Raw genomic sequence first — 14,419 nt, 5'->3', positions numbered from 1 at the left:
TTCAGCGGATTTCAGCGAGTAACTGGCGAATCATGCCGTCGGCCCGACTGCCGTAGCCGCCGCCGAACAGGTTGAAGTGGTTGAGGACGTGATAGAGGTTATAGAGCGTCTTGCGCACCCGGTAGCCGGGATCGAGTGGCAGGTGGGCCTGGTAGGCCCGGTAGAAGCCGGGCGAAAAGCCGCCGAACAGTTCGGTCATGGCGATCTCGGCCTCGCGATCGGCGCGGTAGGTGGCCGGGTCGAACAGGACCGGCGTGCCGTCGGCCAGCGCGCCGTGGTTCGCCCCCCACATGTCGCCGTGGATCAGGGCGGGGTAGGGGCGGTAGTCGCTGAAGAAGGCGGGCAGCGCCTCGACCAGTTCCTGGCCGGCATCGATGCTGCGGGTCGCGAGCCCGCGTTCGGCGGCCCACTCGAGTTGCGGGGCGAGGCGCCGCTGACCGTAGAACCGGGCCCAATCGTCGTCTTCGCCACTCAACTGGGGCATCGCGCCGATGAAGTTGTCTTCCGGCCAGCCGAAGGCCGGCTGCGGTTCGGCATGCAATTCGGCCAGCGCCTCGCCCAGGGCGGTGTCGTTGACGGGGCCGAGATCGAGCCATTCGAGCAGCAGGTAGGCCGTGCCCTCCACGCTGCCGGTGGCGACGACCTGCGGGGTGCGGATGCGGGTGCCCAGGGCCTCGAGTCCGCGCGCCTCGGCCAGAAACATGTCGCTAAACATGCCGTCGCCGCGGTCGGCATGGGTCTTGATGAACAGCGGAGCGACATCGGTTTCCAGCCGGGCGGCATCGGCGATGCAGCCGCCACCGACAGACTGGTGTCCCCGTAAGACGAGGTGGGGGTGCTCGGCCAGCTTTTCCCCCAGCCCCCCTGCGGGCGTGTCGACATTATGCAGGCCCGTCAGGGCGTCATCGAGCAGTGTCTGGAAGTCGGTTCGGGCAGCCATAGCGTTGGTAGAGTTCTTCCTGCTTGGTTTCAATCCAGTCCTGGACGATCGCGTTGACTTCGCTCGCGGTGCGTCCCTCGGTCTCGATCGGTGGGCCGAAGACGACGTGGATCGTGCCGGGGCGCATCAGAAAACCTTCCTTGGGCCAGAGACAGCCGGAATCGATGGCTACGGGGATCACGGTGGCCTTTGCATGGACGGCCAGCTTGGCGCCGCCGATCCGATAGTGCGGCCGCGCCCCCGGCCGGGTGCGGGTGCCTTCGGGGAAGATCACCACGTCGCGACCCTGGGCCAGCGCCGCGGCCCCCTTCTCCATGATCTGCTCCAGCGCCTGGCGCCCGGCGGCGCGATCGATGGCAATGGCCTCGATACCCTGGAGTCCCTGGCCGAAGATCGGGATGCGCAGCAGTTCACGCTTGAGCACGAAGGCCGCCAATCGCAGTATCGTGGGCAGGAACATCGTTTCCCAGGTCGACTGGTGCTTGGGCAGTACGACGCTGCCGCCTTCCTTGGGCACCTGGTCGAGGCCTTGCACCTCGTAACGGATGCCGGTGACGTGGCGGGCGAGCCAGAGGATCGAGCGACCGAAGGAGAACAGTCGGTAATAACGCCGTTCCAGCGGCCGTGTGAAGCTGATCAGCAGCACCGGGATGTGCAGGATCAGCGACAGCGTGCCCAGCACGTAAAAACAGACCGTGCGCAGCCACATGAGGACGATCGATTGGTTCACGACTGCAGTTGCGAGACGTCGGCGATGGCCAGGAACAGGGCATTGAGCCGCGCTAGCAGCGCGAGCCGGTTATCGCGCAGCGCCTCGTCCTCCGCCATCACCATGACCGAGTCGAAGAAGGCATCCACCGGTTCGCGCAGCGCGGACAGCGTGCTCAGGGCGGCGGTGTAGTCGCCCTCGGCCAACAGCCCCTCCAGCCGCGGGCCGATCGCATCGAGCGCCTCCCACAACCGTTGTTCGGCCGGTTCGACCAGGCGCGCCTCGTCGACGGAGTCGGGTACCGGGCCGTCATGCTTCTTGAGGATATTGCCGATGCGCTTGTTGGCCGCGGCCAGTGCCTCGGCCTCGGGCAGGTCGATAAAGGCGTTGACCGCCCGCATGCGCTGCTCGAAGTCCAGCGGCCGGCGGGTGCCGGTCATCGAGACGGCCTGGAACACGTCGCTGCGGATGCCGCGATCGAGGCTGTAGCGATGCTGGCGCTCGGTGATGAACTCGAACACGCCCATCACGTGCTCGCGCGCCTCGGGCACCTTGTCGGCGATGCCGTCGGCCGCCATCTCGAGTAGCTCGACCAGGTCGAGGTCCAGTTCCTGCTCGACCAGGATGCGCAGCACGCCCAGCGCCGCGCGACGCAGGGCGAACGGATCCTTGGCGCCGGTGGGCGCCTGACCGATGGCGAAGATGCCCATCAGCGTGTCGAGCCGGTCGGCCAGCGCCACGGCCTGGGCCACCCCGCCGCGCGGCAGGTCGTCACCGGCGCGGCGCGGGCGGTAGTGGTCGTCCAGCGCGATCGCGACGTCCTCGTCCATGCCCTCGTGCGTCGCCAGATAGCGGCCGATGGTGCCCTGCAGGCCGGCGAACTCGCCCACCATCTGGGTCTGCAGGTCGCACTTGCTCAATCGTGCCGCCCGGCGGGCGGCCTGCGGGTCGGCCTCGATCTGCCTGGCGATGGCCTCGGCCAGTTGCTCGATGCGAAGCACCTTGTCGAACACGCTACCGAGGCGCTTCTGGAACACCAGATGCTTGAGCGACTCGAGGTGCGATTCCAGCGGCGTCTTGAGATCGCCTTCCCAGAAGAACATCGCATCGGAAAAGCGCGGGCGGATGACGCGCTCGTTGCCGTGGCGCACCGCCTCGATGTCACGGCTTTCGATATTGGCCACCGTGATGAACCAGGGCATCAGGGCGCCGTCGGCATCCAGGATCGGGAAGTACTTCTGGTCGTCCTGCATGGTGTACATGAGTGCCTCGTGCGGCACATCGAGGAAGCGGGCCTCGAACTCGCCGGCGACGGCGACCGGCCATTCGACCAGGGCGGTCACCTCGTCGAGCAGGCCCGACTCGATGTGGGCCCGGCCGCCGATCTCGGTGGCCGCGGCGTTGACCTGCGCCTCGATGTGGGCGCGTCGCTCGGCGAAGTCGGCCAGGACAAAGCCTTGCTTCTGCAGGGTGGCGGCGTACTCGCCCGGGATGGTGACGGTGAGCGCCTCCGGGTGGTGGAAGCGGTGGCCAAAGGTCTGGTTGCCGGCGGCGTGACCGAACAGGGTCATGTCGACGATCTGCTCGCCATGCAGGGCGAGCACCCAATGCACCGGGCGGATAAACTCGGCCTTGGAGCTGCCCCAGCGCATGCGCTTCGGGGTGGGGAGCTTGTCCAGAGCCCGCTCGACGATCGCGGGTAGCAGGTCGGCGGCGTTCTGACCCGGCTCGGTGTAGCGGTGGACCAGCCACTCACCCTTGTCGGTCTTCATGGTCTCGAGCTGCTCGGGCGACACGCCGCAGCCAGTGGCGAAGCCGGTCAGGGCCTTGGTCGGATTGCCCTCGGCATCATAGGCGGCCTTGACCGCCGGGCCACGGCGCTCGACCGGCTTGGGATCGGTGGCGCGGGCCAGGTCGTCGACCAACAGGGCCAGTCGGCGCGGCGCAGCAAAGGCCGTGAGCTTGCCGTGGGCCAACCCCGCCTCGTGCAGCCCGGCGCGGATCTCGTCTTCGAGCGCGTCGCGCAGGGTGGTCAGGGCCTTGGGCGGGAGTTCCTCGGTGCCCAGTTCGAAAAGAAAGTCCGCCGTCTCAGTCATGAAAGTCCGTACCTGTTGGCAATGCGTAGTCGTCGTGGCGTGGCCCGATTTGGCCGGGTGCGCCCGGCGCGTAATCAGCCTTGTGTCTGGTTCGCCATGGGGAAGCCCAGCGCCTCGCGGGCAGCAAAGTAGCGCTCGGCCACGGCGCGGGCCATGGTGCGCACCCGCAGGATGTAACGCTGGCGCTCGGTCACCGAGATGGCGCGACGCGCGTCGAGGAGGTTGAAGGCGTGCGAGGCCTTGAGCACCTGCTCGTAGGCCGGCAATGGCAGGTCGGTCTCCACCAGGCGCAGGCACTCGCCTTCCGCGTGGTCGAAGTGCTGGAACAGGAACGCGGTGTCGGCCTGCTCGAAGTTGTAGGTCGACTGCTCGACCTCGTTCTGGTGGTAGACGTCGCCGTAGGTAATCACCCCGGCATCCGAGCGCGACCAGACCAGGTCGTAGACGTTCTCCACGCCCTGCAGGTACATCGCCAGGCGCTCGAGCCCGTAGGTGATCTCGCCCGAGACCGGGTCGCAGTTGAGCCCGCCGACCTGCTGGAAGTAGGTGAACTGGGTCACCTCCATCCCGTTGAGCCAGACCTCCCAGCCCAGGCCCCAGGCGCCCAGCGTCGGCGACTCCCAGTTGTCCTCGACGAAGCGGATGTCGTGGGTCAGCGGGTCGAAGCCCAGCCGGGTCAGCGACTCCAGGTACAGGTCCTGGATATTGTCCGGCGACGGCTTCAACAGCACCTGGAACTGGTAGTAATGCTGCAGGCGGTTGGGGTTGTCGCCGTAGCGACCGTCCGTCGGCCGGCGCGAGGGCTGCACGTAGGCCGCGCGCCACGGCTCCGGGCCGATCGAGCGCAGGAAGGTGGCCGGGTGGAACGTGCCGGCGCCGACCTCGATATCCAGCGGCTGGAGGACCGCGCAACCCTGCTCGGCCCAGAAGCTCTGCAAGGCCAGGATCAGGCCCTGGAAGGTCGACAGGTCGAAGCGCGTTTCGATGGAAGGCTGACTCATGAGAATTCTTGTGTAGATCGTGTCTGGACGCGGCCCCTAGAGGGACCAAACGCAAAGCGGCCATAGTATACCGATGGGCGGTGGCTCTGCACGGGCAAGGCGGTTGCCAGAGAGGATGTCCGCTAACGACCAGATGGTTTCGTCGCTATCTGGTAGGCATTAACTGGTAAGGAGGCTAGTCCGCTGATTCTCACCAAGGCGGATCGAAGGAGTATTCCCCTTGGTGTCTTGCCTCACGAGCGAAGGGCAGCCGGGCCGCCAGCGCACCTCAATGCCGCCTTGTTCCGCTCCGGGAGTTGCTTTTTCCCTCAGACGCTCGTCGCACCCCATCCGATTCGTTTCGCTGGTCATGCGTATTTGCATTAAGGCATACGCCCGTCTGTCGCGCCTGGTTAAGGTTCTAGTTCGAAATTGATGGCAGACCTAATGAATGTAGTAGGAAATTACGACCGGTTTTGGTTCCCCAGAGCGGTGAACTAATCCCAGTCGGTCGCTGTCTACTAATGCGCTTGTCCGATCGTCGCGTGTTTCTAATGGCGTAATGGAGTGGCCGGCCGCTGAGCGCGGTGACGTGGAATGTATTGTTGAAAATGAATATAGCCCCCTGGTTCAGGGAGGGGCGTGGCCGGTGACGCCCTGTGAAAACAAAACTGTCTAACACCAGAGTATGGCGGCTTTACACAAAAACGGTAGCAATGCTCTCTTTTTGGCCTTTTTCTTTAACTTAAGGGACTTGTGTGATGTCAACAACAGATCGTGATTGATATTGAACTTTGTCCTGCCTGGAAAGCTGAAAGAGGCCGGGTGTTAAGCCGCGGTTGGGACGTCCATTTGTAGTTATGCATTTAACGAGGTCGTGGCCGCGGGGCTTTTTTGTGGTTTTGTAGTAAGGAGGAAGTGGCTCTTGTCCCAGGAAGTACATCCGTTGACCGCTTATCTGCGGGCAAACTTCGTTCAGAGGAAACTCAAAGATATTACCGGCGGTCGCTATGGCGATTTCACGGACGCCCAGTTGGCAAATATCGTTGGTCAACTTCACAAGTTGGCTGAACATATTCATGATGAGAAACTCACGGATGCTCTCAGTTCGAGAATGGGTTTGTCCAAATCACTCAAGCAGTTGCCACGGGATCAAATTTCTTGGTGGACTGTTGACATGTCGTCACTAGTTACAGTGCTCTGGCTCGGCGATCTCCCGCATGAGATTACGCACGGTACTCTGGCAGATATTGTTTCTCTCGTCCGAAACCCTGACAATCGAAGCGTCGCGCCTTATTTCTATGACAAAGTGCATCGATTAAGTAAACTCCCATTCATTCTCGAGCTCCCTTCTTTGGTGGTTGCCCCGTCCTATAGCCAGAGGTCAGCCCGCAAGAATCATTGTTCTGGTCCCGGGAACACCGGAGCAGCATGTACCGTAAATCGACTCGAAGAGGGCGAAGCGTATATCGAAGACGGCAATCACAGGGCCGTCGCGCAACTCCTTGCGGGGCAGACAGATTCGATAACCGTGATCAGGTATGACATGAAGGCCAACCAACCAAATTCAGCCGACGCAGAAAACCACGTGGCATAACATGATGACCAACCAAACAAATTCAGCCGACGCAAAAAACCGCGCGGCTGATTTGTGGTGTTAGGCGCAAGCAAAATCGAAGAGCTCTTGATGGATTTATTTGCCGAGTTTAATCGAAAAAGCATCGATGGCAGACAAATAGATACGCTGATAGGGATAGGCAAAGGTCTTGTGGCTGACGGTAAAGTAGGCCAATCAGAATCCGGGTTTATCTTAAGACGGCTTGTTAAGGCCCGCCAAAATACAGAAATCCGGTAATAATAAATCTATTAAATAAAGTCGATTCTATGCTGGAGAATGGAGTCTTGGATCCAGATGAATCTGTCGAGCTGCTCAGTATCCTTCATAAAATTAATGGCGAACCATCTGAAGTGGTCGAGTTAGAAAAAACAACATCACTCCCAATAGATCATCCACTTCCATCTCTAACATTTGAAGGTATGGAATTTCTTTTTACAGTTCTAATTGCGGAGTCTGTTGCTTCGCTTTGGATCGATTGCGTCCCTTAAGTCGTGTTACGTGAACTTCCAGCCGATTTTCTTGTTCAAGCGTGGCTCGCTCGAGAAGCCATCAGACCGGTAAACGGAGCAAACTTGGCATCATGTCAGTGATAATTGAAAGGAAAATCGTCTTTTTCCTATGCCGGCTCGCCGTGGGTCTGCTTGCGCTGGTGTTGATCGTCGGTACCGCAATTCCCTTGCTCCACAGCAACGCCTGGTGGGTGCGCATCTTCGATTTTCCGCGGGTACAGATCGCCCTACTGATCGCGTTGACGCTGGCAGGCTATGTGGCACTGCGTCTTTACGGATCATTAGGGGGGTGGGACTACGCGCTCGCTGCGTTGGCCGGGCTGGCCTTGGTGTGGCAGCTCATTTCCATCGCTCCCTACACCGCGCTTTATCCCAAAGAGATGTCGGCCAGCCGCGCCGAAGACGATTCCAACCGCATATCGCTCCTAGTCTTTAATGTGCTCTCCGACAATCGTGACGTCGCGGCGTTGCGTGATCTGATACGCGATACCGATCCCGACATCATCCTGTTAAGCGAGCCGGACCAGTGGTGGCTTGAACAGCTCGACGGCCTGGAAGACGACTATCCCTACACGCTACTTCAGCCGCAGGACAATGATTACGGAATGCTGCTTTATTCCCGGCTGGAGCTGAAAGATCGTGAGGTCCGGTTCTTGATTGACCCGGCTGTGCCGTCGTTTCGCGCGCAGGTTCGGCTCCGTTCAGGGAGCTTCGTTACCGTCTATGGCGTGCATCCTCGCCCTCCTGGTATCGAAAGACCCGACGAAGAACAGGACAGCAGTAGGGAGAAAACGGCGGGAGAAGAGGGCGAATACGGCGATCGCGTCGATTCCGATGTGCGGGATGCCGAGTTGCTGCTGATTGCCTCGGAGGTGAAGGAACTGGGGAGCGTGCCGGCCATCGTTGCCGGTGATTTCAACGACGTGGCCTGGTCACGGACCACGCACCAATTTCAGCGGATCGGAGGATTGCTCGACCCACGGGTCGGCCGAGGTTTGTTGAATACCTTTGACACCAGAAGCCGGCTCCTGCGCTATCCGCTGGATCACGTCTTCGCCTCTCGGCACTTCTTTCTTGCCGAGCTGCGTCGACTTCCCGATATCGGATCCGACCACTTTCCTATCTTCGCGGTCTTCGACTACAACCCGGAGAGCTTGGCGGAAAATAAGGCGCCTCAGCCAGACGCTGGCGATGCAAGGGAAGCTGACGAGGCCATCGAGGAAGGGAAGTCCAACGACTGAGGGATTAGATCGGACAGGGAAGGCGTTGGGCGGGTAGTCATTGTCTCGGAGGATGCGCCTGCCCCAAGGGGGTGAAACGCTTTCCTCTTGGCTCGAGTGCTGCGCAACATCGTCGCCTCGTGCTACCGTTTCCCGCCTGACCCACGCCGGAACCCCGAACATCCCATGGACATTCGCGAAGCCATTGCCCGCACCGTCGACCGCCATGACCTGAGCCGCGAGCAGATGTACGCGGTCATGCACCAGATCATGGCCGGCGAGGCCACGCCGGTGCAGGTCGCCGGCCTGATGGTCGCGCTGCGCATGAAGGGCGAGACCATCGACGAGATCACGGCGGCCGCCGAGGTGATGCGGGAGTTGGCGGTGGGCGTGCAGGTGGACGTGCCGCACCTGGTCGATATCGTCGGCACCGGCGGTGACGGCTCGGCACTGTTCAATGTCTCGACCGCCTCGAGCTTCGTGGTCGCCGCGGCCGGCGGCCACGTCGCCAAGCACGGCAACCGTTCGGTCACCAGCCGCTCGGGCAGTGCCGACATGCTCGAGACCGCCGGGGTGAACCTCGAGGTCGACAGCGATTGCGTGGCCCGCTGCGTGCGCGAGCTGGGCATCGGCTTCATGTTCGCCCCGCGCCACCACGGCTCGATGCGCCACGCCGCCGTGCCGCGCAAGGAGCTGGGGGTGCGCACCCTGTTCAATGTCCTTGGGCCCCTGACCAATCCGGCCGGCGCGCCGGCGATGCTGCTGGGCGTGTACAGCAGCGACTGGCTCGAGCCGCTGGCCGAGGTGATGCAGCGCCTCGGCGCGCGCCACGTGCTGGTGGTGCACAGCCACGACGGGCTCGACGAGATCTCGCTGGCCGAGGCGACCGAGGTGGCCGAGCTGAAAGACGGCACGGTGCGCCGCTTCCGCGTCGAGCCGGAAGACTTCGGCATCACGCGCCAGCCGCTCGACCGGCTGATCGTCGATGGCCCGGAGCAGAGCGTGGCCTGCGTGCGCGCCGCCCTGGGTGGCGAGCCCGGCCCGGTCGCCGACATGATCGCGCTCAATGCCGGGGCGGCCATCTATGCTGCTGACCTGGCCGAGGACCTGGTCGCCGGCGTGGCCACCGCCCAGCGCCTGCTGGCCGAGGCGCGCGCGCTGGACAAGCTCGAGCAGCTGGTCGCCATGACCCGAGCCTGCCAGGCCTGATACCGGCCCGAATTACCCGGCCGGGGATGGATGCGTCCCCGGCCCACCCACCCATTACACTTCCCGGTCGTGACTGCCGTGACTGATACCCCCGATATCCTGAAGAAGATCATCGCGCGCAAGCGCGTCGAGGTTGCCGCCGCCCGGCAGGTGACCCCGCCCACCGTGATGGAGGACCAGGCGCTGGCCGCTGATCGTCCGCGCGGCTTCGAGCGCGCCATCGAGACGCGCGTGGCCGACAAGCGCCCGGCGGTGATCGCCGAGATCAAGAAGGCCTCGCCCAGCCGCGGCGTGCTGCGCGACCCGTTCGACCCGGTCGCCATCGCCAAGAGCTACCAGAAGGGCGGGGCGGCCTGCCTGTCGGTGCTGACCGACCGCGACTTCTTCCAGGGCGATGCCGAGTATCTCAAGGCCGCCCGCGCCGCCTGCCGCCTGCCGGTGCTGCGCAAGGACTTCCTGATCGACCCCTACCAGGTCGACGAGGCGCGCGCGATGGGCGCCGACTGCGTGCTGCTGATCGCCGCCGCGCTCGACGACGAGACGATGCGCACCTTGCACGACCGCGCCCGCCACTGGGGCATGGACGTGCTGGTCGAGGTGCACGACCACGACGAGCTGCTGCGGGCGCTCCAGCTCGATACCCGCCTGATCGGTATTAACAACCGCGACCTGCGCAGCTTCGATGTGAGCCTCGACGTCACCCTGGAGCTGCTGCACGACATCCCGGACGACCGGATAGTGGTCACCGAGAGCGGCATCCTCCGTATCGAGGAGGTGCGGCGCATGCGCAGCCACGACGTGCATGCCTTCCTGGTGGGGGAGGCGTTCATGCGCGCCGAGGACCCGGGCGAGGCGCTGGCGGAACTGTTCGAACTCAACCAGTCATAGGGGAGTCGTGATGAAGGCACGAGTGAAATGGGTCGACGGCATGGCGTTCATGGCCGAGGCCGACAGCGGACACGCCATCGTCATGGACGGCGCGCCGGAGATCGGCGGTCGCAACGCCGGGCCGCGGCCGATGGAGATGGTGCTGATGGGCCTGGGTGGCTGCACCGCCATCGACGTGATGATGATCCTGGGCAAGCAGCGCCAGCCGGTGGAAGACTGCTGGATCGAACTGTCCGCCGAGCGGGCGGACGTCAAGGCGCCCAAGGTGTTCACCACCATCCACACCCGTTACGTGGTGGTCGGCCGCGGGCTGGACCCGAAGAAGGTCGAGCGGGCGGTGGACCTGTCGGCGGAGAAGTACTGCTCCGTGTCGGCGATGCTGCGCGACTCGGTCGAGCTGACGCACGATTTCGAGATTCGCGAACCGGAGTGATGGCGGATCAGCTGGCGCTCGTGGCGATGGTGCGACAGCGGTGCCCCGGTCACGGGCCGAAGGTGTGCGTGGTTGGTGACACGATTCCCGGCGCCGGTTTACACTTTGCGGCAATCACATGTCGTCGGTTTTACGTGCGACGCATCTACACGCCCGGCCGGCAGGTCGGGCGCTTTGTTTCAGGGGGTAGTCATGGGTGAGCCGTCGGTCACCTTGCACGGGTTCAACAACCTCAGCAAGACGCTGAGCATGTCGATATTCGACATCTGTTATGCCAAGACCCGGGCACAGGTCAACGAGTACATCGCCTACATCGACGAGGTCTACGACGCCGACCGGCTGACCCAGATCCTGACGGATGTCACCGAGATGATCGGGGCGAACATCCTTAATGTCGCCCGGCAGGACTACGAGCCGCAGGGGGCCTCGGTGACCATCCTGATCTCCGAGGAGCCGGTGATCGCCGAAGGCATCGACTACCACGAGGAGCCGGGACCGTTGCCGGGGGATGGCGAGCTGGCCCGTGATTCGGTGGTGGCTCACCTCGACAAGAGCCACATCACGGTGCACACCTACCCGGAGAGCCACCCGGAAAACGGCATCTCCACCTTTCGGGCCGACATCGACGTGTCCACCTGCGGGCGGATTTCGCCGCTACGCGCGCTCAATTACCTGATTCACAGCTTCGATTCGGACATCGTGACGCTCGATTACCGCGTGCGTGGCTTTACCCGCGACGTGCACGGCAAGAAGCACTTCATGGATCACGAGATCAACTCGATCCAGAACCACATGTCCGAGGACACGCGCGAGCGCTACCAGATGATCGACGTGAACGTGTACCAGGAGAACATCTTCCACACCAAGATGCTCCTGAAGGACTTCGATCTGGACAACTACCTGTTCGGCCACGGCACCGATGACTACAGCCCGCAGGTCTGCAGCCGGATCGAGAAGGCGTTGAAGAAGGAGATGTACGAGATCTTCTATGGCCGGAACCTGGCCGATGCGGACGTTCCGTCCGGCTGATCAGCGACCGATCAACGCTTGGCTGCGAGGATTGACTCGGCGAGCAACTCCACCGGCTGCTTGACGACCAGCTTCGCGCCCGCCGCCAGGTGGGACGCGCAGCCGACATTGGCGCTGACCACCACATCGGGCGCCAGTTGTTTGATGGATGCGAGTTTCGGGTCGCGCAGGCGCTCGGCCTGTTCCGGGTAGAGCAGCACGTGCATCCCGGCCGCCCCGCAGCAACGCGTGTTGCCGTCGATCTCCAGCAATTCCAGCCCCGGAATGCATGCCAGCAGCTGGCGGGTCGCCTCGGGTTGGCGCAGGTGGTTGCGCTGGCTGCAGGGCGTGTGCACGGCGACGCGGTAATCGAGACGCGCGATTTCCGGCCATTCGGTATGATCGCGTGCGAGCAACCACTCGGTGATCTCGCGGATCGTCAGGCCGTGTGATGCCGGCAAGGCGGCAAGTTCGGCCGAGCAGGCCGTCCCGACCACGATTACCTCGTCGACGCCGGCCGCCTTGAAAGCGGCCGCGTTGCGTTGGCGCTGGCGAGCCGCCGCTTCGGGTTCCCCGCTGTGGGCATGCATGGCACCACAACAGCCCTGACCGCCCGGGATGACGGGTTGGTAGCCGAACGCGGTGATGACCGCTCGGGCGGCGGCGACGGCGGGGGCGTTCATGGCCGCGCCGGTGCAGCCCATGAACAGGCCTACGCGCCCACGGGGTGACGCCATCTCCTGAGTCGATGCCTGCGCTGGTCCCGCGTGGGTCAGCTGGCGGGGCAGGGCGCGGCCCATCGGCCCGGCCAATCGACGGGCCATGCCACCCAGTCCCAGTCGTTGCATGACGCGATACATCTGCCAGGCCATGCCGAGTCGTCGGCGCCTTGTCAGCAACTGGTCGCGCAGCAGGCGCCAGAACCGCGCCTCGCCGCGCGGCCGCGCCGCGGGTGCTGGCTCCTGGGCCAGGCGCGTCCGGCCATTGTCGATCAGCCGTCCGTAAGCGACCCCCGAGGGGCAGACGGTTTCGCAGGCGCGGCAGGTCAGGCAGGTGTCCAGGTGCCGGCTGACATCGGCATCCGGCGTCAGCTCGCCCTGGCTGATGCCGAGCAACAGGCTGATCCGCCCGCGAGGGCCATCGGCCTCGTTGTGGGTCAGGGAGAAGGTGGGGCAGTGCGGCACGCAGATCCCGCACATCACGCAGTCGAGCGCATCCGACTGGATGGCCTGGTCGAGCGTGGTCGATGGGCGCTGGCCCGCGGAGGCGGTCGGGTTGGGCGAGTTCATGTTCAAAGAGTGCAGTGGCCCGGTGGGGCGGTCAAGGCGCCGTGTCCGTTGTGGCGAGCCGTTGGGCGACGCGCCGACGGGGCGGGAAGAAAAATGCGGGGCGAGGGTTGACGACCCGTGGAGTATTAGTATATCTTGATACCGTGAATTGCTTATCCTCCTTTGGTGGTTCTTGTTGTTGCCGGCTCCTGCCGGCATTTTTTTTGCCTGGAATATCTCCAAGGAAGAATTGAATGCTTTCGCCGCGGAAAGTCCTTCGCTTTCCGCGCCGATGCGTTTTATACTCCGCGGTTCTCCACGTTCGGGCCGGTTGAAAAATCGGCCTTGCGGGGTGCGATGCCTTCGGGTAGACTTCGCGCCCTCTTGAAATCAATGTATCGCTTCTGGTTTGGGAGCTGTCGATCCATGAAAACCTATTCCGCCAAGCCGGCCGAGGTCAAACGCGACTGGTACGTCATCGATGCATCCGGCAAAACGCTGGGTCGCCTGGCTACCGAGGTCGCCCGCCGCCTGCGTGGCAAGCACAAGGCCGAGTTCACCCCGCACGTCGATACCGGTGACTACATCGTTATCGTCAATGCGAAGGACATCAAGGTCACTGGCAAGAAGGCCAGCGACAAGATGTATCACTTCCATACCGGGTTCATCGGCAACATGAAGCACTTCACCTTCGAGAAGCTGATGGAGCGTTCCCCGGAGCGCGTCATCGAGCTGGCCGTCAAGGGGATGCTGCCGAAGAATGCGCTCGGTCGTCAGATGTACACCAAGCTCAAGGTCTACGCCAACGCCGAGCACAATCATCAGGCGCAACAGCCCCAGCCGCTCGAGATCTAAGAGAGACTACTCATGGCAATGACACAGAATTACGGAACCGGTCGTCGCAAGAGATCCTCTGCACGGGTCTTCCTGCGTCCGGGTACCGGCAACATCACCATCAACGGCAAGAGCATCGAAGACTTCTTCGGTCGTGAAACTGCCCAGATGGTTGTTCGCCAGCCGCTGGAACTGCTGGAACTGGGCGACAAGTTCGACGTCGTCGCGACCGTTGCTGGCGGTGGCCCGAGCGGCCAGGCCGGTGCCGTTCGTCACGGTCTGACCCGTGCGCTGATGGACTATGACGAAGCACACCGTCCGAAGCTGCGTGAAGCCGGCTTCGTGACCCGTGACGCTCGTCAGGTCGAGCGTAAGAAGGTTGGTCTGCGCAAGGCACGTCGTTCGGTACAGTTCTCCAAGCGCTGATCCGACGCCTTGCCGGCCTCGAGCCGGCCGCCTCGAAAGCCCCGCCCTCGTGCGGGGCTTTTGCTTTGTCTGCCTGCTATTTGCCCTCACGGGGCTTGCCGGGGAGGGGGGCGTCGTCGCGGTCAGCGCGTAGGCTGTCGGCAGAAGGTAAGTCTTGGGGTGAGAAAAGGGGAGAGGTGCCGAGTGCCGATCGGGATTCGGCGATCCCGGAGGAAAGGCGCTAGCCCGATGGTGCGTTGCCCGGTTATCCCCGGCCCCAGAGGCAATTCTCGTCGGGAGCC

At 63.2% G+C, this 14,419-nt stretch carries 13 protein-coding genes; 8 read left to right on the top strand and 5 right to left on the bottom strand.

What is annotated here, in order from left to right; all coding sequences use genetic code 11:
• Position 1: 1 nt before the first annotated feature.
• The 4 genes from VWP12_RS00940 to glyQ form a co-directional block, all read right to left on the bottom strand.
• Entirely contained in the window at positions 2-940 is a 939-nt protein-coding gene (locus VWP12_RS00940) for a fructosamine kinase family protein (RefSeq protein ID WP_410474237.1), read from the bottom strand.
• Positions 903-1,670, bottom strand: coding sequence for a lysophospholipid acyltransferase family protein (locus VWP12_RS00935; RefSeq protein ID WP_410474236.1), 768 nt, complete (start codon positions 1,668-1,670; stop codon positions 903-905). The genes VWP12_RS00940 and VWP12_RS00935 overlap by 38 nt, the downstream gene beginning before the upstream one ends.
• Positions 1,667-3,745 (bottom strand): glycine--tRNA ligase subunit beta, encoded by a 2,079-nt coding sequence (glyS, locus tag VWP12_RS00930; RefSeq protein WP_410474235.1) that lies wholly within the window; start codon positions 3,743-3,745, stop codon positions 1,667-1,669. Before glyS ends, VWP12_RS00935 begins: the two co-directional genes overlap by 4 nt.
• A 74-nt stretch (positions 3,746-3,819) precedes the next feature.
• Entirely contained in the window at positions 3,820-4,746 is a 927-nt protein-coding gene (gene glyQ / locus VWP12_RS00925; protein WP_410474234.1) for a glycine--tRNA ligase subunit alpha, read from the bottom strand.
• A 904-nt stretch (positions 4,747-5,650) separates the two neighbouring features.
• Between glyQ and VWP12_RS00920 the strand changes: the two genes are divergently transcribed.
• From VWP12_RS00920 to speD, 6 genes are all read left to right on the top strand, one after another.
• Entirely contained in the window at positions 5,651-6,322 is a 672-nt protein-coding gene (locus VWP12_RS00920; protein WP_410474233.1) for a hypothetical protein, read from the top strand.
• A 601-nt stretch (positions 6,323-6,923) separates the two neighbouring features.
• Positions 6,924-8,093, top strand: a complete 1,170-nt coding sequence (locus tag VWP12_RS00915) for an endonuclease/exonuclease/phosphatase family protein (protein WP_410474232.1) — start codon at positions 6,924-6,926, stop codon at positions 8,091-8,093.
• Between the two features lie 165 nt (positions 8,094-8,258).
• Positions 8,259-9,281: an anthranilate phosphoribosyltransferase gene (trpD, locus tag VWP12_RS00910; RefSeq protein WP_410474231.1), complete on the top strand. Its 1,023-nt coding sequence runs from the start codon at positions 8,259-8,261 to the stop codon at positions 9,279-9,281.
• Between the two features lie 78 nt (positions 9,282-9,359).
• Positions 9,360-10,169, top strand: coding sequence for an indole-3-glycerol phosphate synthase TrpC (trpC, locus tag VWP12_RS00905; protein ID WP_410474230.1), 810 nt, complete (start codon positions 9,360-9,362; stop codon positions 10,167-10,169).
• A 10-nt stretch (positions 10,170-10,179) separates the two neighbouring features.
• Positions 10,180-10,602 (top strand): OsmC family protein, encoded by a 423-nt coding sequence (locus tag VWP12_RS00900; protein WP_410474229.1) that lies wholly within the window; start codon positions 10,180-10,182, stop codon positions 10,600-10,602.
• Between the two features lie 192 nt (positions 10,603-10,794).
• Positions 10,795-11,631, top strand: a complete 837-nt coding sequence (speD, locus tag VWP12_RS00895) for an adenosylmethionine decarboxylase (RefSeq protein WP_410474228.1) — start codon at positions 10,795-10,797, stop codon at positions 11,629-11,631.
• Positions 11,632-11,642: 11 nt separating this feature from the next.
• Here speD and VWP12_RS00890 read toward each other — a convergent pair whose 3' ends face one another.
• Positions 11,643-12,899 (bottom strand): (Fe-S)-binding protein, encoded by a 1,257-nt coding sequence (locus VWP12_RS00890; RefSeq protein WP_410474227.1) that lies wholly within the window; start codon positions 12,897-12,899, stop codon positions 11,643-11,645.
• A 405-nt stretch (positions 12,900-13,304) separates the two neighbouring features.
• Between VWP12_RS00890 and rplM the strand changes: the two genes are divergently transcribed.
• The gene (rplM, locus tag VWP12_RS00885; RefSeq protein WP_125199321.1) at positions 13,305-13,733 is read left to right on the top strand and encodes a 50S ribosomal protein L13; all 429 of its coding nucleotides are present in this window, start codon (positions 13,305-13,307) and stop codon (positions 13,731-13,733) included.
• Between the two features lie 12 nt (positions 13,734-13,745).
• Complete coding sequence (rpsI, locus tag VWP12_RS00880; RefSeq protein ID WP_125199322.1) at positions 13,746-14,138, top strand: 30S ribosomal protein S9; 393 nt, start codon at positions 13,746-13,748, stop codon at positions 14,136-14,138.
• Positions 14,139-14,419: the final 281 nt, after the last annotated feature.

This window comes from Guyparkeria sp. TX1, assembly GCF_046523965.1.
Lineage (GTDB): Bacteria > Pseudomonadota > Gammaproteobacteria > Halothiobacillales > Halothiobacillaceae > Guyparkeria.
The sequence above is the reverse complement of the archived record's forward strand: the minus strand, read 5'-3'. Positions and strand labels throughout refer to the sequence as shown.